This window comes from Paenibacillus sp. FSL R10-2782, from assembly GCF_038592985.1.
GTDB classification, from domain to species: domain Bacteria; phylum Bacillota; class Bacilli; order Paenibacillales; family Paenibacillaceae; genus Paenibacillus; species Paenibacillus terrae_C.
The window spans coordinates 2441133-2465188 of the sequence record NZ_CP151951.1 but is presented as its reverse complement, the minus strand read 5'-3'; the positions used below and the strand labels follow the sequence as shown (position 1 = coordinate 2465188).

Here is a 24056-nt window from a genome sequence, read left to right as displayed (position 1 = left end):
TTAAAAAAGATGAACCACTCATATAAATGTTCAAATAAGTGTTCAAAAAAAATTACAGCTCGACTTTAATACTGATTTCGGCGCTGGAGTAGCAAATACAGAAAAAATGGTGCACCCACCCCTGCTGTAAAAATACCTGCGGGAATATCAATCGGATAAAAAACCGTACGGGCCAGCAAATCGGCGAGATACACCAGCAATCCACCCACCAGCGCCGACACCAGCGTCAGGCTGCCCATGGATCTGCCTACCAATCGGCGCGCAATATGCGGCGCGATTAAACCCACGAAACCAATCGCTCCCGCAACTGCTACCGCAGTTCCAGCAAGGATCACACTGAGCAGCAGCAACATCACACGATGCCGCTGTACCTCCACCCCCAAGCCGGTAGCCACATCATCCCCCAGCTCCTGTGTGTTGAGGCTGCGGGAAAAGTAGAGAACCAAAGGTGTGCAGATCACAATAGCGATCAGCATCGTATATACGTTATTCCACGATGCTCCATACACGCTGCCCGTCAGCCAAATATAAGCCTTGCCGGCTGTGAAGGACGAGCTCATGACCAGCAGCAGCGTCGTAATCGAGCTCATAGCAGAAGCCAAACCAATCCCCACCAGCACCAGTCGGATTGGTGTCACACCATCCTTCCAGGCCAATGTATACACAAGCAGCGATACGACCAGCGCTCCGGCAACAGCCGCCACAGGCAGCCATTGAATGCTCAAAACAGCTCCCCCGTAAGCAATGAACGTAACTGCCGCTACGGATGCGCCGCCCGTAATCCCGAGAATGTCCGGGGATGCCAGCGGATTGCGGATAATCCCCTGAAGCACCGCTCCTGCGATGCCCAAAGCTGCTCCGACCAGCACTCCCGTAAGCGCCCGTGGAAACCGCAGCCTGTACAAAATAAAATCATAATCGCCTGAGCCACGCCCCCATATCGCTCGAAGCACTTCCCAAGGGTGCACATACGTATCCCCCCAGCCTACACTCATCACGCCAATGATCAGTAGCGCCAAGGCCAGTCCACACATCAACCATAGTGCTTTCTTTTCCAGTTGGATATGAAACCTGCCATTTCTGCTGCGCAGCGTCACATAACGCTTCGCATTCATGTCGTCTCTACCAGTCCCATGCTTCAAATTCACACGCTTCATTTCCACGCCACCCCTTTACGGGCAATGTAAACGAAAAAGGGAACCCCGATCAAAGCTGTAATGACGCCAATCGGAATTTCCTGCGGCGAAATCAGCATTCTGGCTGCGGTATCCGCCGACACCAATAGCAAAGCACCCAGTACCGCCGAAAAAGGGATTATCCAGCGGTAATCCGCACCAACCAAGGCACGCGCCACATGCGGAATGATCAGGCCAACGAAGCCAATGGCCCCCGCAATAGCAACAGAGCAACCAGCCAGCACCACAATAATCACGCCCATCGCGCATTTTACCCATAGGGTATTTTGTCCCAGTCCCTTCGCCACATCTTCCCCGGTCACAAGCAGGTTCACCGCTCTGCCCATACATATGGCTGAGATAGCCGCTACCAGCATAAAAGGAAATAATGGCTGTAGCATCTCCAATGAACGTCCGCTGACAGAGCCTGCCATCCAGAACAGTACATTTTGCATCCCCGTTTCATTCATCACCAAAATAATCTGGATCATCGACATGAACAAAGCGTGAATGGCTGAGCCTGACAGCACAATTTTGATCGGTGTCAAACCATCCCTGCCTAATGAACCGATGACGTACACCAGAATAGCCGCCAGTCCTGCGCCGATCAAGGCAAAGCCCATCAGAGACATCATGGACTCGACCGAAAACACGACCGCTGCGATAGAGACGAAGAACAAAGCACCCGCATTGATACCGAACGTACTGGGCGAAGCCAGCGGGTTGCGGGTAAGTGCCTGCATGAAGGCTCCTGCCATCGCCAAGCTCGCGCCTATAACAGCAGCAATGACCGTGCGCGGCAAACGTTCGGTATGTATCAGCACATGCTCTACATTTTGAGCATCATAATGCAGGAGGGAAGATATCATAAATTCCGGAGGAATCAGCGTTCTGCCCAGTAGCAAGCCAAGAAACAAAGACCCTGCCAATAGGATCAGACATACACCAAGTCCCGTCCATTTTCTTAGATTCGTTGTTAGCATCGTTGCATAGCCTCACTCTTCCAGCAGCATGGTACAACACAAAAGAAGGATGAGAGATATAGACCCCTCACCCCTCCTCTGCTGTATTTCCGTCTTGCTTTTGAAATATTTATTTATGATTTCAGATCATACAACGCATAAAGATCATCCAGCATCCGATTTGCGCTCAGATAGCCTCCAGCCAGATTCCAGTTCACTTCATCGACCTTGAAAATACTCTTTTTCTTGTATGCATCAAGGTTTTTCCACAAGGGATGGCTTGTCCAGGCTTCAACATTTTTTTCAATCGCTGCCTGATCCTTGCCCGAGTTAAAGACGAACAACGTATCTGCATTCATGTCCGGTATACTTTCCTTGCTGTTGACTTTAATTCCCCACTTGTCTCCTTCTTGTGCAGGAGGGCGGGTGAAGCCCAGTTCCTTCAAAATCTGTCCGGCAAAGCCCATATAGTAAATACGTGCATGGTCTGCCCGGAAATTAACGATGGAAGCCTTGATCGGCAGGCGATCGCCCATTTTTGTTTTGAAGTCCGCTACACGTTGATCCCAATCCGCCAGCAATTGTGTGCCCTTGTCTTCCTGATTCAGCACTTGTCCGATCAGCTTCACTGTATCCTTCCACTCATATAGCTGATCGACGGCAACCGTAGGTGCAATTTCCGACAATTGCTGATACGTTGCTTCGTTACGGAACTTGCTTGCAAGGATGACATCCGGCTTCAGCTTATAGATTTCCTCCATATTCGGCTGTGTCTCCAGACCAACGGTCGGAATCCCTTCAAGATCCTTTTTCAAATAATCGTATACCGGCTCCGTTCCACTTGCCTCCACAATCCCCACAGGCTTGACGCCGTAGGCGATCATGACGTCTGTAGCGCCGTTATACAGTGTTACGATCCGTTTGGGCGTACCTTTAATCTCGGTTTTCCCCAACACATGCTCAATGGTACGCACCGAATCGGTTGAAGTCGCTCCCTGCGTATCCGTCGTTCCTTTATCCGTTCCAGTCGCTTCACCGGAATTCGCACTCTTACCCGCGCCTCCAGCTCCGCAGCCGGATAAAAGCAGCAATACAACGATGAGCGCAACCCATATACTCCCCTTGCCTGAAGCTCGAAACATTTCTCTATTCCCCCTATTTAGATCGCCAATAATGATATTGATTCTCATTATTAATTATAGGGAGGGGGGCTATGATGAACATGGACGTTAGCGTCCTTTATTTGGACGAATCAGACAATAACAACGTGACCGTTTTGTCCAATAATAGGTCGTGGGACAACGAAGTATAGCATGTATACAGGTGTCGGCTATCACACATAGAGTGTACAGCTCCGCTTTGCACCGCCTTCAATTTCTGCCATACAGGGGAGCGCCACAGAGCCAGACATTCCTGCTGAATCGTCTGTTCTTCACAGGCATTTCCATAGTGACGGAAACAGGTCAATATGATGCGGTCCGCGTCATATTCAGCCAGATCGTCCAACGTCACCTCACGGTAATGGGCAATATCCTCCACTCCCACAGGCATAGACAGCTTTAAATCCCCATATAGCACCGTTCCCACATTCCGTTGTCCATACACACACATTTTCTGGTTCCCCACTCCCACGATTAGCACCGTCTCCCCGCCGAGCTTTTGCCTGAGCTTTCGAGAAATGGTCGCAGCCTTCGTTTCATACCGTTCCAGCCATTCCACCGCTTCTGCATCCTTGCCGACAATACGGGCAATGGACTGAAAATGAGTGCGCCAGTTTTGAAAAAAGGGCACGGTGACGGTGGGCGCAATCTGCTCGTACATTTTTTCCTTTTTCGACTTCTCAAAATCCCTGAACTCACAGGTTAAAATCAGATCAGGCCGGGCTGACATCAGCCTCTCCAGATCGGGCTGGACCTCACCCACCGAAATGGTATTGCGGAAGCCTTCGGTGACAGGATAAGCCTTGTTGATGACTGCCGCGTACGGCTCAATGCCCAATGCCACCAAATGTCCGGTTAACAGATGCTTGAGCGAAGCGATTTTATCCGAATACCTAATTGTATTCACGTAGGCTGAGGGAGAACGTCCAGTAGCGGCTTTAAATTTACGGCTAAAATAGAACTCATCGCTAAACCCGACACCGTGAGCAATAGAACGAAAGGAATCACGAGTGAGCACAAGCGCCTGCTTCGCATGATTAATACGAATGTCCGTCAAATATTCCATCGGGCTTTTGCCGATCAATTTTTTGAACATACGCGAATAATAATCAGCGCTCATCCCTGCCAGCTCCGCCAGCTTGTCCCGTGTAATATCGGAAGCATAGTGCTGCTCCATATAATGGAGGGTCAGCGTCACCGCCTGCTGCACATCGGGCTTCTGATCACGGCTGGTATGCTGAAACAAGGACATTAGCATTTCCTGAAATACAATGTTGGCCTTCATTTGGTCCCACACGCTATTACAATGATGCTTCCTCTTGATCTCCTCGACCATATCCATCACAAAACGAAAGTGGGAAATGATCCATTCATGTGGTCCAAGCGCTGGTGCGGGTATGTAACGGTCCGGCTCCCCGGACGGCTGTAATGCAAGAAAACGGATGATATAATAATCCGCCAGAGCGCCGGACAGCATATGGAGCTTCATGACTGCGCCGGGAGCGAGCATAAAGCCCTTTTGACGGTAAAGAGGATATATCATTCCATCAATGGCTATGTCCCCTTCGCCTTCATTGAATAATAACAAGGTATGAAAGGACGTTTCTTGCCGGGAGAAAGAGCGACCAGAGTACACATGCTGAATATCCTGCAGTTTATAAAGAAATGAAGTAAAAGATGGGTCTTGAGTATTCATGGCTCCCAGCCCTTCTATATATCGATAATTATTCTCATTTATGTGAGAACTCATTTCATTATATATAGACTGGGTCGGATTTTGCAAAATGGAATTGCGCTCAAGCTTATAAATGATGAAACGGGTTCTGTATGCGGCTTTGACCAGATGGCATGCTACCGGGTACCCCGGACTGCTCCAGTAAAGGTTTAACCAGCAGCTTGAGCGGCCAGTCCGACTTTTCAAATAAAATATGCTCGATTTCCTGACGAACGGCAGCCTTGAAGGGCACACGTTGGATCGCTTCTTCCAATTGATGCTTTAGTACAGACCACAAAGTGGACTCATCTATTCCATAAACATTGCTAAGAGTATCTATAATGGCGTACAGATTGACTTGAATGCCAAGGGTTTGCAGGTAGAACAGCAATTTCTTCGGTGTTTCATTATATAGGCTGTTGGAATAGCCGGGCCGGATTTGGTATTCAGGATCGGCAATCCCCTGCTCTGTCAGCCAGGGCAGATGCAGACGCACCGAGTCATGGTCACGCATCAAAATGTGCTCGATCTTGCCATTTTTCCAAACCAGTACACAGTTTTGTCCATGGATTTCAGGCATAAGCCCGATCCGATACAGGCGCAGCATGATTTCAAAAAATGTCGAGCACACTTCACCGAACAGTTGTTTTACCGATTCTGCCGTGTCTGGAAGTCCGCGCTCAGCCGCCCACTCCCGGAAAAAATGATGCTGTCCTGCGGCCAACGCAGACATGGGAATCAGGCGAACAGCAGGATCATGGATCAATTCGTGCGGATATATCCGCGCCATCGCTGCCAGGTGCCGGGGTGGATCATCATACAGGCTGCCATTTTCCGGCATATAGGCCCACCAGGAGCCTTCATCGCATAAAAATAAGCGTTCCTGAAGCTGCGGGTCACGGGTCTTGGCTTGCTGCAACATGGCTTGTCCGCGATCTCCGTTAATCAGCTTCACCGCAGGAAGATAACGGGATGCCCCCAGCGAAAATACGCCCAACGGGAGCTTCACATAATTCGGACCGCCCTCCTTGGGAGACAACGAGCGCACAGATGAGGTTGCCTGAAAAGCTCCTGCCTTCACTTCCAGTGGAATCCATACTTTGCCCACCAGCTCGGCGTGCAAATGCTGAGGTAGCATATACGTGAGCTGCCACGGATGCACGGGGATTGCAATATAATCCGCTGCTAATCCGCGTTCCTGCATCTCCTGCTCTACTAGCTGACGCTCGGAGATGGACAGAAGAAGATCGTCCGGCTGCTGTCCATCGTATGGGCGCTGTGTGTCCGATTCGACTGCCGCTGCTACTGTTTCTGTTTCTGTTTCTGTTTCTGTTTCTGTGTCCGTAAAATGAGGCCCTTGTGCGATTCCCACTCCGGTCATCACCGCATCCTTTCGGAGCGCCACCCAGTTCAACGTGATGGCTTGCCCAAATTCAGCGATATATTTGCGATAGTCCTCCTCGTTCAAGACCGTTTTGGCCTTGGATGCGGGGTGAAACGGACGATCACGCAGCGAAGAATACTGTTCCAATCGTTGAAAAGCCTCTGAGGGCGATTTCTCCAGTATATTTTCATCCGTCAGTCCGCTATCCAGCGACCATGTAGTCTGTTCAATGGCTTGCTCCAATAGCTGGACAAACCGTCCCACTCCCTCCTGTTGGCGGTATTTTTCATCCAGGCATCCCTCAATCACACGCTGCATCAGCGTTACGGGGTGAAGCAATACTGTATCAAACCCGCCACCCTCTGGCCACCGCCGAATTTCATACACGCCACTCGACTGTAGATAGCGATGGGGTTGAATCACCGCAGCTTGTACGGGAAAAATGAGACTGTGCTGCTGCTCCCGATCCACCCACCAGCGGTAAAGGCTTATAGAACGACCGTTTGGAAAGGTTTCCCCCTTTGGCTCAGCAATAGCTTCAGGATCGGCAAAAGAAAATAGCTCGTCTAATTCGGGATGGACGGTAGTACAGTAGCTTTGCCATTGCGGCATAGACAACAGTTCAACATCGGAATGCTCCCAAAATCCTTCTGCCAGCAATGTATTGATGAGATCCTGCATGACATGGTTTTCAGCCTGCTTTTTCTTCTGCAAAAGCGTTGTTTCTTCGGATGAAAGCACCGGGGTCGTGCTTGTTGTGTACTTCATATGGATTCCTCCTTCATGTTAATGCTGCTTTTACGGATTTCGACCCTGATCATAGGCTTTATTTTAGAAATCCGAGGGCGGGGCGATGGGAAGAACTTTCTGTTTGCGTAGTAGCGCTATAGATCACTCTCAATTTTGGTTTATATAGTAAAAATGTGGATGTGGATGACTGAGAAAGTCATGATGGGAAATCGTCCAGCCATAGGCTCCCGCAATATGGAACAGCAGAACATCGCCAATCCGTAAATGCTCCACATACACTTCATACGCAAGTACATCCTTGGGAGTACAAAGCTCACCCGCGATGGTCACCGCTGTTTGTCGCCGCTCTGTTCGCGGAAAAGGATAACGCCAATCTTCAACAGCAACCACCTCAAACGGCTGATTATGATGCCATGACACTGGCAATCGAAAATGATGGGTTCCCCCACGAATAATGGCATAATGCTGGTCATGATTCGTTTTGAGGTCGATTACTTCTGCCGCATAATACCCGCAGTGTGCCACCATATAGCGCCCGGATTCAAAAATGAGCTGGATGCCTGGAATACGGTATTCCTCCCACACTTGATGCAATTCTTCCATGAAATCATCCCATTCAAACCTGCGCTCCAGATCGGTATACGAAATGCCGAAGCCACCGCCCGCGTTTAGATAGCGGATAGATAGCTCATGCTCCTGAATCCAGCCCTGCACACACTGCAAATACGTAGCGACCATGCGAGCATGCAGCCGGGCATCCAGATTATTGGACAGAGAGTGCATATGGAAGCCCTCCAATTGAACATACGGCAGACTTTGGGCCAGTCGGATCGCTTCCGGCACCTGAATTTCGTCGATACCAAACTGAGTGGGCCGACCAGACATCGTGATGCTCGCCTCCGGCAAGGTACGCCGTAAATTAATGCGCAGCAAAATAGATACACGCTGTTGCCTGCGTTCCGCAATCCAGCCGATACGCTGCAACTCATGCAGACTTTCAGCATGAATCAGCATCACCTTCCGCTCCAACGCTTCCTCAATTTCGGCGTCCTTTTTCCCCGGACCTCCAAAAATAATCGGCACGTCGGCTGACACTTCACGAATGGTCCGAATCTCTCCAATAGATGCAGCTTCAAAGCCCTTTACGATGGGAAGTAGGCTAGCAATCAAATGAGGATCGGGATTAGCTTTGACCGCGTAAAACAAACTGCAATCGTCGGGCAAGTTGCTCACACAACGTTGTGCCCGTTCTCTCAGTGCGCCCAGGTCATATATATATGCGCATACCGGCTGCTGCTCTCGCTCCCGTGTTTGCTGGATAAGCTTTTTCAGATACGGAACGATCTGCCCTCCCGATAATGCTGTAACAAGCTGACTCATGTTCTTCCTCCTTTATGTTGAGAGCTGCTGTAGGTCAGACCTTCTTTTTTGCAAGGCGCGAAAAGCAATTCCCCGCTCATCACCCAGCACGAAGGCACGAACCCCTTGTTCTGTCCATGCGCCGTATTCCCCATCCCTGCGCGGAATGGCACAGTACGGAATACCTGCTTGCCGTGAAGCTTCAAAGACGCGCTGTAGCCCTTCCTGCACAATCGTTGCATCGGTCTGCCACGGCATCCCGTACGATTGGGACAAATCCGCTGCTCCCTCCAGCACCATACCCATACCCGGTACAGACAAAATATCCGCAACTCGCTCGACACCCAATTCGCTCTCAATCATTGGTACCAGCATGATCTGATCATTGGCCTGCTTCATATAATCCACCAGACTTCCTTTGCCAAATGCGGCAGGCCTGCCGCTGTTCAGGCTTCGTTTGCCCTCCGGGCTATATTTTGCAGCCTGCACCAGCATCTCCATCTGCTCCCTGCTCTCCACATGCGGAACGACAATTCCCTGCGCTCCGCTATCCAGCACACGCAGTATGTCCTTGGCATCGACCTCGGGCACACGCACCAAGGATGTGATTTGTGCGGCTTCCGCAGCACGGATCATATGCTCCACCGTCTCGGGATTGACCATGACATGCTCCATATCAATGATCACAAAATCATATCCGGCATGTCCGATCATTTCGACCGTAAGCGCCGTTGGGATGGAAGCGATAAGGCCAAATACCTCCTGACCTTTCCGCAGCTTCTCCTGAAGCCGATTTACAGTCAGCATGTCGGCTCCCGATACGCATATAGCGGGTTCATTCCCGGTTTGAAATGAAGGTCCTCATCCCCAAGCAACCGCCGTTTCATCAATTCTTCAATCTGTACGGTCGGGGCAAACAAATCAAACAGACGGAATCGCTCCTCATGCTGAGGATGCTGGCGCTGATAATCATGAATGACCTGTGCAGACATTTTCCAAAAGCGCTGCTCATCCAACTGATATTGTTCAGCCAGGAACATCGCCAGCTCGGCGGCTGCAATAAAGAAAAAAGCATCGTAGGAAAAGTCGCGTACATCGTCCGGGTTGCTCGTTTTAATAAACGAATTGCGGTTAATCCGGGCATGGCTTGGCGGCTCAGGATGAAGATCGGGGCATTTCTCCGGCTCTGTCAGATGCTTCACGGAAAACCGCACACCATCATGAAAATCCTTAAGCGCCACTCGTGTCGGTTGCCCGTTCCGGTGGATCAAAATGATATTCTGACCATGGGATTCCATACCAATCCCATGCGCATACAGCATATGAATAATCGGCGATATTGTGGCCTCCAGCACACGCCGGGTCCATTCCTCTACACCGAATTGCTGTATCCACGGATCAATGAAGGGTACCCCGTTTTTTTGCACATAACATAGTCCGTTAAAAGGAATCGCATCCTCATCCGGCTGCAAATACCCCTGAATGCTTTCCCGCCAAACCGTCCCCAGTGAGCCGTAGGTTTTCGCCTGACGGTATTCGGGAAGCTGCTCATAGTCATACGTGATACCCAAAACCTCACGCAAAATAAAGAATCCCTGTTGCGCAGCGTATTCATCGTGTTCCAGCAACCCATGCAGCCAGTCCGTGATCAGCGCTCCGTTCAGCACCGTATGTCCAGCCATGATCCGGCTGGTGGAGGTGTTCGTAATGCTGAGCGACAGCTTCACATACGAGCGCTCCAGTGTGGTCCGGTTGGACCATGTGCGGATCGACTGCTGCGCCTGATACACATCGCTCGCTTCACCGAGCCATACGATCCGCTGATCCGTCAGCTCTTGATGAAACCGGGGCAAAATGACCTGCTGCCATTGCCACGGGTGAACAGGCATGAAGCGATAGGCCTCCGGTTGCTGACCGTAGCTGGTTAACAAGGCTTGGAAGCGCGCAACTTCACCTTCTCCCAGCTCCTGGCGAATAAATGCTTCATACTCAATTGCCTGCGACTGCCCCGCCCGGCTATGGCTCTTGGCGATAGCCAGCCAAACAGGACGGAGCGACTGCTTAAACTCAGGACCATACAGCTCATTATCTGCCAGCGTAAAGCCGATTCTGGATTTGTAGCATGGATGATAGGGATGACCATCCCCCAAATTGCCTTCCAGCTCATCATATCGACGCTGGTCATCTGTCAGAAATGGCGCGGTGAAAGAGCTTTGCGCCTGTACATCCTTTAGCAAGGTCTGCTCCAATTCCTCGATAAAGCGCTGAAGCCGTTCACCCTGCTGTGCGGCACTGAGGACCTCATTTGCAAAATCCGCCAGCATGGCTGTCGTTTCGCTTCCGTCTGTCCCAACTCGAATGACCGGAACAGGAACCAGCCGAATGCGCCCAAAGCTGTGCATCCATTTCCCGACAGAACGGTATTGAACGGGGCGACCTGTAATGTCCTTGCCGGACAGTATAAAATGCTGATCACCGCTATCCACGGAATCGCTGTACGTGTCATAAGGCAAAATTTCTTCATACAGCAATGCCTGGATCAGTTGCCGGATGATACGCTGCTCGACCGGTGTAAAGGTATCCGAGCGGAGCGCCTGAATGAAGCGCTGAGTGGTCGAAGCGTTGCTGGCAGAAGCTGTAGAAAGATTGCTTGTGGAGAAATTATGATCCGAAATGTTGGTTACAGACATGAAGTCACCTCACGAAAATGAATTGGATTAGGGATCAGGATAAACGACGGCGTATCCCCTCTGGACTGAAAACAGCTTGTAAAATTGGCTTTGGCAGGCAGCGTAGGTGCGGTCAATAAATCCTGGATATAGGCGGCTAGACGGGGGCAAAAACCAGCATCTTGTTTCCGTAATTGCTCCAGCACCTTGCGAACCACCCTCCAATACTCCTGCTCACCGTGCTGCTCATGAACCGCAAGGGCATGAATCAATGCCCCCAAATGGTTAACAAAGAAATAATAACGGGTACGAATCCACGGCTCTTCTGCACCGTACAATACGGGACTATCCTCAGCAATCAGTGAACCGACCCACCCGGCTGCCTCGGCCTGTTCACGCACAATACTTACGCCCTCCAAATCCCGTACATAGTAGCAGTCCGGCCATCCATCCTGTAGGGACAGAAGCGAATTTTGTACATGGGCCTCGAAGGCGATACCCTTCACCGCAAGCAAACGCAGCATGGGCACCATGGATATGTGCAGATACCGTTCCAGCCAAGCTAACAGGTCAGGCCGATTTCCGTTTTTGCCCGGGTCATTGTCCCGAATCACTCCAATAAGCCGCGGCTCCTGTTCACCCGGCAACGGCTCCAGCAAGGAAGCCAGTACATAGGTGGATTCAGGGTTCAAATCCATGGGACGATAAAGAACCGTAAACTGGTCAGAAAGCTGCTCCAGCTCTTGAGCCGTCGCTGCTCCTCGTTCTGTTGCCGCCGGGCTATACTCATGTCCTGCGTCATACTTTGCATCACTGGTGGTGACCTGTGAAAGCCCTGCATCCTTAGTAAACTCAGGACTCTCTGTGCGTTTCGCTTCCTCATTCGGCTGGAAGCATACGCGGCTGTATCCCGTTTCTGTCAGCACCTTGAAGGACTCGGATTGGATATGGGACGACCAGTTGGCTGAAAGCTCATGAATGACCTTCGCAGCATCCAATGTACGCCGAGCCTGCTCCTGTGTATTGTCACGCACCAGATTGGTAATCCGCACATGCAGCGGCAGCTTATAGCCGTTCCCGGTTTTCAAATCCCATACTGTTCGTATCGAAGAAGTCGGATAAACGACAGGACCTAGCGCACCCAAAGGAATCAACACCCGCTGACGTATCAAGCCTTGAATGCAGGATTGACGCAACACCTGCCCGGCCTGCCATGGATGCATAGGCAAAATGCGATACCGCGCCAGCTCCTCTCCCCATTGACGGCGAGCATGGAGCCGCACAGATGGGTCAATGGCATCCCTGCGATACTCTTCACCAATCCATTCCTCCTGCACGTTATCCTCATGAACCGCGAAATAATACAGCGGAAACGCCGCGCCCATCTCGGGACTGTATAATGGAAGCTCATCATCAGCAAAACCCTCCGTGCTTTTCGGAAAAGGATGAAAAGGGTGTCCGATCAGCAAAGACTGCTCCGAACGTACATACGTCAGGTGGGCTTCTGTACCGGAGAAAGACTTTAGCTTGCTCTCGCCTGTGGTCTTCGCATGGTGATCCATAAAGATCGTCATTTTGTGCATACTGTTACGAATACGCTGTTTCATCTTTTGCTGCTCTGCTTCCCGTTGCTCGGGCGCGGCATGATAGCTCATCTCGTCCAATAGCCTTTGTATAACTCCATCCATCTCCAGGGGCCTGTGCGTCCCACCTTCTTCTACCTCGTACCAAGCACTCCCATACACATGTTGCCCGGTTGCAGAGAAGTGGTGTAGAGTTCCCATGATTTGCAGCCCGACTTGGGGCAGAGTCACCCTTATTTCCGGTGCTTCCGTATTCATTCTCGGGTCAAACTGTTGTGTTTCCCGCAGATAGCTGTTGACCAAGGCCCGTAGTGTCGCTTGCTCCGCCCAGCTCCTGCTTTTGGACAGCCCTCCAGCGATCGTGGAAACCTCCGTTGATTGTGTCAGCATGTATACTCTTTCTCTCCCTTCCTGTTCAAACCTTAGGTGCAGCCGCAGATGCTTTCGCTTCCTGGGTATCTCTGGATGTACGCCGCGCTCCTTTGTTGCGAAGGAAATCAGGGGTCTTCAGGAAAAAAGCAGCGGGAATCGTGAGTAAAATCAATATACTCAACCCGATAAAGCCCTCCCTGATCGCTTGCAGCGTTCCCGTTTCCAGCGAATAGCCCCCCACCAGTAGCTGAGCCTTGCGAACTTCAAAATAAACCGAAATCACAACCATTCCAAGCGAAGAGGTCAGTCTTCGCATCACATTATTCATTGCTGAGCCTTGGGCTACCAGCTCGTCGGGAATCGCATTCAGCCCGGCCGTTGTGGCAGGCATATTCGACAGACCCAGCCCAATCCCCCTCAGCATCATGAGAACGAAAATCATCCACAGCGGCGAATTCATCTGGAGCATGCCGAGCATCGCCGTAGCGGCACAGGTGATGATAAGCCCCGTGCTGATCATTCCTTTTGGCCCCTTGCGATCTAATTGCTTGCCCGCTATCGTGACGAACCACCCTGTACATATAGCGGAAGGCAAAAATACAAGTCCTGTCATCATGGCGTCATAGCCATACACATGTTGAACCAGCATCGGAACCAGAAAAATGCTGCCGAACATCGCAATCGCCTGTACACTCGCCACGATGACGCTCAAGCTGTAGGTCGGTATTTTGAAAATGTGTACATTCAGCAGCGGCTGTTTCTTCACCAGCTCCATTCGCACAAACAGAACCAGCAAAACCGCTCCTGCAAGGAACAGCAGAATAGGCAGCGGGGCAATCAGATCCGCAGCTGTCGTTGTCCTGCCCAGCGCAAACAGAATGAACCCCACACCCAACGTAACCGTTATAAATCCGCTGCTGTCAAAGGTACGCGACGGATTGCTAGGTGCGGCTGTTAAATAACGTATCCCCAGCAGCAAGCCCAGCAGTCCGGTCGGCACATTTATGAGGAAAAGCACCTGCCAGCTACTTAGAGATAGCACGATTCCTCCCACCGTAGGCCCGAGCATTGGAGCTGCCATAATCGCAATCCCCCAGATTCCCGTCACCTTGCCGCGTTCTTCCTTGGGAAAGGCTTCAAAAATCAGCGCCAGCGATAACGGAATCATCAGCCCGCCTGCCATCCCTTGCAGTCCCCGACAGAGGATGACGGCGGTAAGCCCCCACGATAACGAGCCGAGCAAGGAACCTGTAACAAAGAGCGCAAGTCCGCTCAGGTATACTTTCTTTTTGCCAAAGCGATCTGCCAGATATCCCGTTAAAGGCATCGTCATCCCCATCGTGATTAGAAAAATAGTGATGAGCCAGCTCGCCGTAGCAGCGTTCGTATGAAATACTTTAATGAAGGATGGAATCGCCGGGTTGAGCGAACTGTTATTCAGCAAAACCGTAAAGGTGCCGAGCATCACCGTGATGACGACCTTCCACCGCTCAGGCACAGCACGTATGTTCATCACTCGGCCTGCTTAACCATGACCGTGCTGCAACCCGACATAGGCCACATGCACCGCTTCACTAAAGATGAGGAAAATGTCGTCAATTTGGCGCTCTGTCACAATCAGCGGCGGTAAAAAGCGCATCACGGCCGAATGCCTTCCCCCCACCTCCAAAATGAGTCCACGTTTCAGGCATTCCTGCTGTATTCGAGAGGCTAGCTGCTTATGAGCCGGATGATGTCCTAGCTGATCTACAGGCTGTCGGTCATCCACAATTTCCACCCCGATCATAAGCCCCCGGCCGCGTACATCTCCGATGCAGCCTGTTTGCTGCTTCAAGGAATTCAGATGCCCCATTAATTGTTGGCCTCTGGCCGCGGCATGATCGGGTATACCGTGCTCCTTGATATATTTCAGCGTGGCCAGCCCGGCAGCCATGGCCATCTGATTGCCACGAAAAGTACCAATATGTGCACCCGGATTCCATACATCCAGCGCTTCGTTATAAATCACAACCGACAGCGGCAGACTGCCGCCGATCGCTTTGGACAAGACCAGCACATCGGGAATAATGTCAGCATGTTCAAAAGCAAACAGCTTCCCCGTTCGTCCAAGCCCGGTTTGCACTTCATCAATGATTAGCGGGATATTCCGTTCCCTGGTGATACGGCGAATTTCCCGAAGCCACTCCACAGGCGCAGGGATAGAGCCTCCTTCCCCCTGAACCACCTCCAGAATAAAAGCGCAAGGCGTAGCAATCCCGCTCTCGGGATCATCCAGCAGATTTTCAATATAACGACTGCTAAGCGCCTGCGTCTGGTCTCCACCTGCTCCAAACGGGCAACGATACGCATAGGGATAGGGCATAAAATGAACATCCGGTATCAAGCCCTGTACCCGCTCTTTTTGCCCCAAAGTACCACTGAGACTCATCGTAGCGTGGGTCGAGCCATGATAACCTCCCTGAAAGGAAAAAATGCTTCGGCGGCCCGTAGCCGTTTTGACCAGCTTGATCGCGGCTTCCACCGCATCTCCCCCGGTCGGGCCACAAAATTGAATTTTTGCCTGACGGGCAAATTCAGGAGGCAGACTGGCGAACAGCTCTTCTACAAATTGCTCCTTCACCGGAGTAGTCAAATCCAGCGTATGCAGAGGACGCTTGTGATGCAGCAGCTCCCTGATCGCCTCAATGACCACCGGATGATTATGACCGAGTGCTAAAGTTCCGGCCCCGGCCAAGCAATCGTAATACATTTTTCCATCCATATCCTTGACATGAATGCCCTCTGCTTCGGCGATGGCAATGGGAATACGGCGGGGGTAGGATCTGGCATTGGATTCCCGTGCAGCCTGACTCTCCAGATAACGAGTATTTTGCGAGATAGCAGTAGTAGCTTTTGGCAACTCGACCACTCCTTTGATATTGATAATCATTTTCAATTAATTCACCTCCTTATTATATGGAATAAATATCCTCATTCCATGGACATTTCAGACTGGAATTTGGACAAAACCTGCTTTTAATTCCTAAAATAGAATAAAAAACCACAACAAAAATCGTCATTTCGACCATTTTCACTGTGGTTCTTTGGCATTTCTTCCTGACAGAATCAGGAGTGCGGCTTTTCATATGAGATTTTTGCTACTGTTACGAACTATCTTCATCATGTACAAGCTCTTCCAGTAGATTCAAAGGATATTTTTAATGAAAAGACCAGTCAGACATGATTTATATGTGCTGCTTTAGCCAGTTCGCTGTTCGCTCCGGTTGCGAGATCGGAAAATGATGGGCTGCCGAAATATTATTTTTCAGTCAGGACCCGATCACCTCTGCTCGCAGGCTGAGAGATCACCAAAAATTCAACATCCTCATTCATTTCGTTAAACATTTGATGAGGAACCAAAGGAGGAACCTCACAGCCTTCCTGAGATCCTAATTGGATTCGTTCACCATCCACTTCAAGTATGGCTGTACCTGATAAAATGAAGAAGAATTGGCGTGCATGATGGTGATAATGTCTGACCTCGTGTGTGTTCCCGGGCATACGCTCATGAATAATACTCAAATCCTTATTTTTCACCAAACGCCAACCATCACATTGGTCTCCCCATATGTAATGTTCGGCATTGTTTTTACTTATTTTCAAGCTGAACCCCTCCTTTTACCATTACTGATTCATTTTATGCCTATATTCCTACGGCTACAATCTTATTTTCATCCAACAGAACGAACGTAAAAAAGCCCGACTTACCGGACTATTTTTTATATATCTGCCTCTATAATTTCCTCCAGCTTAATCCAGCTAAAATCCTCTTCCCCACGGGACAGCTTCACTTCCCGCCGACTCGTGTTAATCACCGTCACAAACCCGCACAGCTCCTCATCATCAAATGGATTGAATACCCGCAGCGTAATGGGCTTCCGCTCGTTATAGGAAACGATGATCGCCTGCTCAATCTGCTGCATTTCCTGATCGTCCAGTGTCGGCTTGCCGCGTCTCCCCTGCTCCTTCATCAGTCGCAAATATGCATCCCGATGCTCAGGCAAGATCATGCGCGAGCTTTCCCATATGCCGTTCCCTTCAAGCTTTTTCCCCATTGTAAACGCCTCCTATGCTGTTCTGGTTACCGGATGCCATGCCAGTACCTGATCTAATCGAAAAACGCGTGGCTGGCCTGTCTGTAAACAAGTGGCCCGTATCAAACCATTCCGCACACGATGCACCTCAATGCGCCGCTGAGACAGCTTGCCCTTCCGGTCCATATACACGATTTCCACGATCTGTCCCACGTATTTTTCCAGCATGCTCCTTCACTCCTTATCAGAACGTTTGTTTGTATTATATGCGAACATGCGTTTGATTATCAATGTTAAATAATCCCCTGAGAGAATGTGATGCTCTCAGGGGATTATTTAACACACTTTGACATCATAAAATGGACCTCTTCCCAATCGTAATTCTAGCCCACATGTAATAGATCATCATAGTATTAATGCCTATATCCTGGAACGTAGAATATTCCAAACTCCAATATATATGGGTTTTATAAACATTTATTTATAAATATAGGCATTAATGTTTAGACAATACTTTTCATTTTTTGTAGTCTTGGTAAGAAAATAAAATTTAAAGGAGTGTAATGATTATGAAATTTGTAAAGCTAACTTTATTCACGGTAGTTTGGATGATGGTCCTCTTTTTTAGTACTAGCCACAGCACATATGCCGCAGCTACGGGGGATGTCCTTAATAAACCGGAAGAAGGATGGTCTCGTTATGAAGCGAATACGGCCGAGATTACCTATCTAGGTGGTAATTGGTTTCGTGATAATACTGGCCCAATCACCTGGACTTCTCCCTGGCAAAAATCTGGAACCAGTTTAAAGTTTAATTTTAAAGGTACTAAATTAAGATTAATTTCCACCACTTGGTGGTCTGGTTCCAGCAGCATTGATGTCGTTATAGATGGCGTTAAGGTTGATAACTTTTCTTTGACTGGAAGTGACGTAGCAGCTCGTAAAATCATGTACGAAAAATTAAACTTGCCTCAAGGAGAGCACTCTGTTGAATTTGTAAATAATACACCCAACTATTTATTTATATATGCAATTGATACGGATGGGTCGTTACTTCCTTTTAAACCTGTCGAGGTAGCGCCAACTCCTGAACCGTCAGAACCAACTAAACCTTCCGAACCTTCTGAACCGTCAAAGCCCTCTGAACCATCCGAACCCTCACAGCCGAGTGGTGACCGTGCAATTTTGGTTGTGACTATGGATAACGGACTTGAAAAAGAATTTGATATAAGCAAGAAGGAACTTGCCTCTTTCATTCAGTGGTATGACGCTAAAGATGCCGGACGGGGTGCTTCTTTCTTCGCCATTGATAGACATACCAATAACAAGGGCCCTTTCAACAGCCGCAAAGACTATGTAATATTCAATAAAATTTTGACATTCGAAGTAAACGAATATTCATGTGAACCTCTCTCCAAAGAATTGGAGAGCTTCTCAAATCATCAGGACTCGTAACCTCGTCCCTCCTTGAAGGCTAGTTCCTAGCCTGATTGCGTTAGATTAAGATACGTTCTGCAAGGCTAGTTTCAATATATTAATAGCTGCATTTTCATCCCGATCTGCAACGTATCCGCAAGGACATTGATGGACACGAACAGCAAGTGATTTTTTGACGATTTCTCCGCAGTTGGAGCATCGCTGCGATGTGCCCGATGGATTCACTTGCACAACCTGACGACCGGCGCTTTCAGCCTTGTACGTCACGAATTGAATAAGTTGATTCCATCCGCTATCTGCAATGCTTTTGGCAAGATGATGGTTCTTGACCATCCCTTGTATATTCAAGTCCTCGAAGGCAATCAGTCCATATTTATTGATCAACTTTCGCGATTCTTTATGAGCGTAATCCTTACGTTGATTTGCTACTTTCTCATGGAGTCTGGCTAGGTTGCGTACAGCTTTACGCCGGCGGTTTGAACCACGCTTTTTCTTCGAGACCGCACGTTGCTTTCGTTTCAGCTTTTCTTCGCTTTTACGAAGAAACTTCGGTGACTCTATTCTCTCGCCATCTGATGTTACCGCAAGTTGGGACACGCCAAGGTCAATGCCAATCTGCTTTTCTGATGCTGGAAGGTGTTTGCTTTCGACTTCACAAGAAAAACAGGCGTAATATTTGCCATTCTTAACCATGATGGTACACGTCTTGATCGTTCCTTGCGGCTGCCGATGAAGTCGGATGCGTACATCACCGATCTTGGAAAGCACAAGTTGCTTTCCTTCTATGGAAAACCCACTCTGCGGGTAGGTAAAGGAGTTGTACTGGCTTTCAGGCCTGAATCTCGGAAAGCCCGCTTTCTCGCCATTTTTGACGCGGCGAAAAAAGGCTTGGTACGCCTTATCCAACCGCTCAACGACATTTTGAAGGACTTGGGAATGGACGTTTTTGAGTTCAGGTATGTACCGTTTTCTCTCTGGCAACGTTGCTTTTTGCTCGTAATAGGTAAGACTCTGCCCCGTTTGCTCGTAAGCAGCGATTCGTTCGGCGAGCAAACGATTATAGAGGAGACGGCAACGTTCCAGCGCGAAATGAATGTACCCTTGCTCCTCTTTGGTTGGATATAGACGAAATTTATAGGTTCTCTGCATTAGCCGTCTCCTTTCTTTTGATTTTCGATGTATTTCTTTATGGCTTGTTCGGAGATAGAACCAATGGTTTCAATGAAAAAGCTGCTGTTCCAGAGGTGTCCCCCCCATACAGTTCTTAACATTAAAAGAGTGGCAAGCCTCCAAGTGATGAGGGGCTTGCCATTTAACGTTCCGATTGGCAGGTGCATTGACCCACAATCGAGTAGATTGACTAGAATGTCTTCCCTCCAAATGAGGCTTACTGAAAATGGAAAAGAGGGCAGACTGATTGTCGCAAAGCGGCAACGGCTCCTTACTTCTCCAGAATTAAACCGCTGGTGCGGGATTAAAATTCGTAGGTGGACAGCTTAATATCCTCTTTATTCAAATCTTTCAGCGGATAGGCTGGGCCATTCCAATAAGTCAGAATATCAACAGGCTCGTTAGCACTATGCTCTTGTAACATAAGAGATAATTCAGGTAACAAATGCGGAAGCTGGTATGAGCTTGTTATAAAATGATACTCTTCCGGACTTTCACATTCTTCAGCTCTGTAAAAAACAAAGTAACCCTCGGTGTTGTCCCCGATGAGTACAATATAACGAGCAAGAAAAATAATTTCACCATTAGAAAAGGGAATGGAGTGTGTCGCATTAGGAATTAAATCCTTTTCCATCCCCTCTATACGCGCGATAAGTTCACTGTTAAGAGCATCTATTCTTTCCCGTTGCTCGCTAATGAGCTGTTCATAGCTTACAGGGACAAGCCCTCCTTTCTTAATCGTAGTGATCAGTTCATCGATAAATACTTTTTGAGATAAAACCCGATTGCTCATCCTATTCATCTCCACATTCATTTAAATCACAACCCTCTTACTCATTTTCAAGATGCTTCATATTTATGTAAATTAAAATCTTATGTCATAGAAATGCTCTCTTGTTCAATTTATGGATTGCAGCCATCATCATGAATGGGTACGGTTAACCCGATTAATCAACTACCAAATATTTTTGTGATTGCGTTCACAACTCTCTCCATTTGAAATGGTTTAACAATAAAATCCTTTGCACCTGCCTGAAATGCTTTGATAATCGCTTCTTGCTGACCCAAAGCAGAGCACATTAAAATTTTAGCCTCGGGATCAAGCCTTATAATCTTTTCAACAGCCTCAAGTCCATCCATCTTGGGCATATTGATATCCATGGTGATTAAATCTGGACGAAGGTTCGAGTACTTCAAAACAGCGTCATACCCATTTTCCGCCTCCGCAATAACAGAGTGACCCAAATCCAAAAAAATATCCTTAAGCACAGATCGCATAAATAAAGAATCGTCGACGACTATAATGGTTGCCAAGGTTAATCTCTCCTGTCGTTGTATATATCATACTTCTTCATTCAGATGCTGACTGCTGAACAAAATGCATATCCAAGGTTCAATATCGGTGAAATAATAACTGAAGTTAATAGAAAAAATCTGTTAAAAATAAAAACGTTACCAATGGATTACAAACGGAATTTTAAACCAGATACTATTGAATTAGTTTTCAAAACAGGTTTTCATAATGACGTAAATTATTCCTGTAGGGTAAAGATCACAAAGTACTAGGTATACACTGGAACCTTAGCACTATATAAGCTGGACTTAAAAGTGACCTATTGTGCCGTTCCATCTGCTCCGTTTTCATGCATAAAAAAACAGACGCCCATATAGTCCCAGCGTCTGTCTGCAAATATATTCTATTCATTCAGGGCTTTTTTCAAAGCCTCCAGGTTGTTTTTCATAACGCCAAGGTAGTCGAGGTTTTTCTGTTTGTCTTCGTCCGTCAGTCCTTCGAGTGGGTTCAGTACATCGGTTTTTGCACCGATTTCAGTAGCTACAGTTTCAGCGACCTTTGGATCAACAAGGGTTTCAAAGAAAATCGTTTTGACATTATTCCCTTTGGCAAATTTGATAATTCCCGCCAGCTTGTCCGGTGTAGGCTCTTGCTCCGGAGAAAGTCCAGCAATCGGCACTTGGGTCAGGCCGTATTGCTTAGCCAGGTAACCAAAAGCAGCATGCTGGGTAATAAAGTCTTTGCGCTTTACATCTTTTAGAGCTGTTTTAAACTCGGTATCCAGCTTTTTCAATTTAGCGATGTATGCATTGGCATTTTTTTCATAATCTGCTTTGTTCGCAGAATCTGCAGAGATAAAACCCGCTTTAATGGACTCTACTTCCTTTTGGGCCAAGACTGGATCAAGCCATACATGAGGGTCCAGCACATGATCGTGAGCATGGCCTTCCTCTGCGTGCGCTTCTCCTTCTTCCTCAGCAGTACCTTCCATCAGGTTCAGCCCTTTGCTTGCTTCAACCACAACACGCTTGTCGTTAGACGCGCTGCTCAAAGCCTGCTCTGCCCAGCCTTCCACGATACCGTTATATACAAAAACGTCGGCATCCTTCACCTGTGCCATATCTTTGGCGCTTGGCTCCCAGTCATGCGGCTCCGCACCAGCAGGGATCAGCACGGTTACATCAGCATGATCTCCAGCGACCTGCTTTGTAAACTCATACATCGGATAAAAAGTGGTAACCACTTTCAGCTTTTTGCCGCTGTCCGTCGTTTGTGCCTGATTCGGCTCGGTTTGGAGAGTGTTGGTAGCTGTATGATCAGATTTGGTTCCGCAGCCGGACAAAATAAGTACCAGCCCCGCAGACAATACGAATGATTTTTTGAACCATGTATTCATGTTCATAGCTCCTTTATTTGTTTGGTTTTTCAGAATACGAACTGTTTCGTTCACTGGCGTGCTGCATTCTTCTGCCGGGAAGCCTGCTGCTTACCCAGCTTGCGGACCAGCTTTTGAATACCGATTCCCACGATCAGGAATAATAACAGCACCATGGCAATCGTCCCCCCCGGGGGTGTACTCAGTTCATACGATGCCGTTAAACCCGAAAATACCCCGATCAATGCGGTCACCATGGATATCCAGATGGCTGCGGCAAAGCTCGGTGCAATTCGAATCGCCAATGCAGCCGGTAACACAATCAGTGAGGAGACAAGCAACACACCAACAATCGGCATTGCAGCGGCTACAATCATCCCTGTCAAAATGCTAAACGCAAACGAAATGGATTTGACAGGAAGGCCGTTTGTCCTCGCCGTTTCTTCATCAAAGGTAATCTGATACAAAGGACGTCGGAATACGAAAAAGAAAATACCCCCGATCACAGCCACTGCGATCATCAACATCAGCTCTGTCTGATTAACTGCCACCACTGAACCGAACAAATAAGCGGAAAATCCTTTATTAATACTCTGATTCAGGTTCATTAAAATAACAGCCGTCGACAGGCCACCTACCATAATAATGGCCACAGAAATCTCGCTGTACGTTTTATAAGACCTGCGGACGTATTCAACGATAATCGCTCCGATTACAGCTACGATAAAACCGGTTATCGTCGGATTAATGCCCAGATAGGCACCCGCTGCCACCCCTGCCAGCGATACATGCGATAGCATGTCCGCCATCAGAGCCTGACGCCGCAGCATCAGGTACACTCCAAGCACCGAGGCCAGCAGTGCAATTACCCCACCGGCACAAAATGCCCGCTGCATGAAGTCGTAGTGCAGCATTTCCATCCGCCATCTTCCTTCCTCTCAAGCTCAATAATACGATCCAGATAATGTTGCACTTCCGATAGTCCATGGGTAACCATGACGACGGTTCTTCCATATTCCTTAACCTGCTGATTCATCAGATCGTAGAAGTGATGGCGGCTTTCCTGATCCATCCCGGTCGTGGGCTCATCCAAAATGAGCAAATCCGATTCCTGAGCAAGCGCTCGTGCCACACAAATGCGCTGCTTCTGTCCACCGGACAGCTCGCCGATTTTACGATGACGTAAATCCCACATACCTACCTGACGAAGCGCCTGCTCTGTCAGATCATGATCCTCGGGCCGCATACGGCGCAACCAGGAGCCATGAGTGTATCTTCCGGAACGGACAAATTCCAGGATAGTACTTGGAAATCCGCCATTAAAAGCAGCAATTTGCTGCGATACGAATCCGACAACAAGCTTCTTACCCTCACCTGTACGGTCGGACATAAACACCTTGCCCTTCCAAGGTTGAAGCAAACCGAGCAACAACTTGAGCATTGTCGATTTGGAAGCCCCATTCGGCCCGGTAATGGCCACAAATTCGCCAGAAAAAATTTCAACATTGGCATCCACTAGATTAGGAACGTCCCCGTAGCCAAATGTAACTTGTTCCAGTGAGGCTAATAACATGACGCAA

Annotated in this window: 21 protein-coding genes; 1 reads left to right on the top strand and 20 read right to left on the bottom strand. The window is 48.7% G+C overall.

Features of this window, described 5'->3' with window-relative positions:
- Positions 1 to 65: 65 nt before the first annotated feature.
- The 14 genes from NST83_RS11435 to NST83_RS11370 all read right to left on the bottom strand — a co-directional run bounded on the left by NST83_RS11435 (position 66) and on the right by NST83_RS11370 (position 17429).
- On the bottom strand, positions 66 to 1157 hold the full coding sequence (locus NST83_RS11435) for an iron ABC transporter permease (protein WP_342417665.1): 1092 nt from the start codon (positions 1155 to 1157) through the stop codon (positions 66 to 68).
- On the bottom strand, positions 1154 to 2158 hold the full coding sequence (locus NST83_RS11430; protein WP_342417664.1) for an iron ABC transporter permease: 1005 nt from the start codon (positions 2156 to 2158) through the stop codon (positions 1154 to 1156). Before NST83_RS11430 ends, NST83_RS11435 begins: the two co-directional genes overlap by 4 nt.
- Positions 2159 to 2271: 113 nt before the next feature.
- On the bottom strand, positions 2272 to 3279 hold the full coding sequence (locus NST83_RS11425) for an iron-siderophore ABC transporter substrate-binding protein (RefSeq protein WP_342417663.1): 1008 nt from the start codon (positions 3277 to 3279) through the stop codon (positions 2272 to 2274).
- 97 nt (positions 3280 to 3376) lie between these two features.
- On the bottom strand, positions 3377 to 4993 hold the full coding sequence (locus tag NST83_RS11420) for an AraC family transcriptional regulator (RefSeq protein WP_342417662.1): 1617 nt from the start codon (positions 4991 to 4993) through the stop codon (positions 3377 to 3379).
- A 106-nt stretch (positions 4994 to 5099) separates the two neighbouring features.
- On the bottom strand, positions 5100 to 7163 hold the full coding sequence (locus NST83_RS11415) for an IucA/IucC family protein (RefSeq protein ID WP_342417661.1): 2064 nt from the start codon (positions 7161 to 7163) through the stop codon (positions 5100 to 5102).
- A 129-nt stretch (positions 7164 to 7292) separates the two neighbouring features.
- Positions 7293 to 8525, bottom strand: coding sequence for a type III PLP-dependent enzyme (locus tag NST83_RS11410; protein WP_342417660.1), 1233 nt, complete (start codon positions 8523 to 8525; stop codon positions 7293 to 7295).
- 12 nt (positions 8526 to 8537) lie between these two features.
- The gene (locus NST83_RS11405) at positions 8538 to 9311 is read right to left on the bottom strand and encodes an aldolase/citrate lyase family protein (RefSeq protein ID WP_342417659.1); all 774 of its coding nucleotides are present in this window, start codon (positions 9309 to 9311) and stop codon (positions 8538 to 8540) included.
- On the bottom strand, positions 9305 to 11194 hold the full coding sequence (locus tag NST83_RS11400) for an IucA/IucC family protein (RefSeq protein WP_342417658.1): 1890 nt from the start codon (positions 11192 to 11194) through the stop codon (positions 9305 to 9307). The genes NST83_RS11405 and NST83_RS11400 overlap by 7 nt, the downstream gene beginning before the upstream one ends.
- Positions 11185 to 13146 (bottom strand): IucA/IucC family protein, encoded by a 1962-nt coding sequence (locus tag NST83_RS11395; RefSeq protein ID WP_342417657.1) that lies wholly within the window; start codon positions 13144 to 13146, stop codon positions 11185 to 11187. Before NST83_RS11395 ends, NST83_RS11400 begins: the two co-directional genes overlap by 10 nt.
- Positions 13147 to 13171: 25 nt before the next feature.
- Positions 13172 to 14641, bottom strand: a complete 1470-nt coding sequence (locus tag NST83_RS11390; RefSeq protein WP_342417656.1) for an MDR family MFS transporter — start codon at positions 14639 to 14641, stop codon at positions 13172 to 13174.
- A gap of 12 nt (positions 14642 to 14653) precedes the next feature.
- Complete coding sequence (locus tag NST83_RS11385) at positions 14654 to 16057, bottom strand: diaminobutyrate--2-oxoglutarate transaminase (protein ID WP_342417926.1); 1404 nt, start codon at positions 16055 to 16057, stop codon at positions 14654 to 14656.
- A gap of 368 nt (positions 16058 to 16425) precedes the next feature.
- Entirely contained in the window at positions 16426 to 16770 is a 345-nt protein-coding gene (locus NST83_RS11380; RefSeq protein WP_342417655.1) for a cupin domain-containing protein, read from the bottom strand.
- A 116-nt stretch (positions 16771 to 16886) separates the two neighbouring features.
- Positions 16887 to 17222: a YolD-like family protein gene (locus NST83_RS11375; RefSeq protein WP_025683611.1), complete on the bottom strand. Its 336-nt coding sequence runs from the start codon at positions 17220 to 17222 to the stop codon at positions 16887 to 16889.
- 12 nt (positions 17223 to 17234) lie between these two features.
- Positions 17235 to 17429, bottom strand: a complete 195-nt coding sequence (locus NST83_RS11370; protein ID WP_014281351.1) for a hypothetical protein — start codon at positions 17427 to 17429, stop codon at positions 17235 to 17237.
- A 341-nt stretch (positions 17430 to 17770) separates the two neighbouring features.
- On the opposite strand from NST83_RS11370, the gene NST83_RS11365 reads away from it, so the two are divergent.
- Complete coding sequence (locus NST83_RS11365; RefSeq protein ID WP_342417654.1) at positions 17771 to 18655, top strand: hypothetical protein; 885 nt, start codon at positions 17771 to 17773, stop codon at positions 18653 to 18655.
- Positions 18656 to 18700: 45 nt separating this feature from the next.
- Here NST83_RS11365 and NST83_RS11360 read toward each other — a convergent pair whose 3' ends face one another.
- The 6 genes from NST83_RS11360 to NST83_RS11335 form a co-directional block, all read right to left on the bottom strand.
- The gene (locus NST83_RS11360) at positions 18701 to 19786 is read right to left on the bottom strand and encodes an RNA-guided endonuclease TnpB family protein (RefSeq protein WP_342417653.1); all 1086 of its coding nucleotides are present in this window, start codon (positions 19784 to 19786) and stop codon (positions 18701 to 18703) included.
- Between the two features lie 325 nt (positions 19787 to 20111).
- Complete coding sequence (locus NST83_RS11355) at positions 20112 to 20600, bottom strand: hypothetical protein (protein ID WP_342417652.1); 489 nt, start codon at positions 20598 to 20600, stop codon at positions 20112 to 20114.
- Positions 20601 to 20758: 158 nt separating this feature from the next.
- Positions 20759 to 21121, bottom strand: coding sequence for a response regulator (locus tag NST83_RS11350; RefSeq protein WP_342417651.1), 363 nt, complete (start codon positions 21119 to 21121; stop codon positions 20759 to 20761).
- Positions 21122 to 21504: 383 nt separating this feature from the next.
- Complete coding sequence (locus NST83_RS11345) at positions 21505 to 22497, bottom strand: metal ABC transporter substrate-binding protein (protein ID WP_342417650.1); 993 nt, start codon at positions 22495 to 22497, stop codon at positions 21505 to 21507.
- Positions 22498 to 22547: 50 nt separating this feature from the next.
- Positions 22548 to 23396 (bottom strand): metal ABC transporter permease, encoded by an 849-nt coding sequence (locus NST83_RS11340; protein WP_342417649.1) that lies wholly within the window; start codon positions 23394 to 23396, stop codon positions 22548 to 22550.
- Entirely contained in the window at positions 23342 to 24049 is a 708-nt protein-coding gene (locus NST83_RS11335; RefSeq protein ID WP_025685519.1) for a metal ABC transporter ATP-binding protein, read from the bottom strand. The genes NST83_RS11340 and NST83_RS11335 overlap by 55 nt, the downstream gene beginning before the upstream one ends.
- Positions 24050 to 24056: the final 7 nt, after the last annotated feature.

Excerpts from the sequence above, each read along its gene's own strand:
- NST83_RS11435 (WP_342417665.1), bottom strand. The coding sequence starts at position 1,157 with ATGAAGCGTGTGAATTTGAAGCATGGGACTGGTAGAGACGACATGAAT.
- NST83_RS11430 (WP_342417664.1), bottom strand. The coding sequence starts at position 2,158 with ATGCTAACAACGAATCTAAGAAAATGGACGGGACTTGGTGTATGTCTG.
- NST83_RS11425 (WP_342417663.1), bottom strand. The coding sequence starts at position 3,279 with ATGTTTCGAGCTTCAGGCAAGGGGAGTATATGGGTTGCGCTCATCGTT.
- NST83_RS11420 (WP_342417662.1), bottom strand. The coding sequence starts at position 4,993 with ATGAATACTCAAGACCCATCTTTTACTTCATTTCTTTATAAACTGCAG.
- NST83_RS11415 (WP_342417661.1), bottom strand. The coding sequence starts at position 7,163 with ATGAAGTACACAACAAGCACGACCCCGGTGCTTTCATCCGAAGAAACA.
- NST83_RS11410 (WP_342417660.1), bottom strand. The coding sequence starts at position 8,525 with ATGAGTCAGCTTGTTACAGCATTATCGGGAGGGCAGATCGTTCCGTAT.
- NST83_RS11405 (WP_342417659.1), bottom strand. The coding sequence starts at position 9,311 with ATGCTGACTGTAAATCGGCTTCAGGAGAAGCTGCGGAAAGGTCAGGAG.
- NST83_RS11400 (WP_342417658.1), bottom strand. The coding sequence starts at position 11,194 with ATGTCTGTAACCAACATTTCGGATCATAATTTCTCCACAAGCAATCTT.
- NST83_RS11395 (WP_342417657.1), bottom strand. The coding sequence starts at position 13,146 with ATGCTGACACAATCAACGGAGGTTTCCACGATCGCTGGAGGGCTGTCC.
- NST83_RS11390 (WP_342417656.1), bottom strand. The coding sequence starts at position 14,641 with ATGAACATACGTGCTGTGCCTGAGCGGTGGAAGGTCGTCATCACGGTG.
- NST83_RS11385 (WP_342417926.1), bottom strand. The coding sequence starts at position 16,057 with ATGATTATCAATATCAAAGGAGTGGTCGAGTTGCCAAAAGCTACTACT.
- NST83_RS11375 (WP_025683611.1), bottom strand. The coding sequence starts at position 17,222 with ATGGGGAAAAAGCTTGAAGGGAACGGCATATGGGAAAGCTCGCGCATG.
- NST83_RS11370 (WP_014281351.1), bottom strand. The coding sequence starts at position 17,429 with ATGCTGGAAAAATACGTGGGACAGATCGTGGAAATCGTGTATATGGAC.
- NST83_RS11365 (WP_342417654.1), top strand. The coding sequence starts at position 17,771 with ATGAAATTTGTAAAGCTAACTTTATTCACGGTAGTTTGGATGATGGTC.
- NST83_RS11360 (WP_342417653.1), bottom strand. The coding sequence starts at position 19,786 with ATGCAGAGAACCTATAAATTTCGTCTATATCCAACCAAAGAGGAGCAA.
- NST83_RS11355 (WP_342417652.1), bottom strand. The coding sequence starts at position 20,600 with ATGAGCAATCGGGTTTTATCTCAAAAAGTATTTATCGATGAACTGATC.
- NST83_RS11345 (WP_342417650.1), bottom strand. The coding sequence starts at position 22,497 with ATGAATACATGGTTCAAAAAATCATTCGTATTGTCTGCGGGGCTGGTA.
- NST83_RS11340 (WP_342417649.1), bottom strand. The coding sequence starts at position 23,396 with ATGGAAATGCTGCACTACGACTTCATGCAGCGGGCATTTTGTGCCGGT.
- NST83_RS11335 (WP_025685519.1), bottom strand. The coding sequence starts at position 24,049 with ATGTTATTAGCCTCACTGGAACAAGTTACATTTGGCTACGGGGACGTT.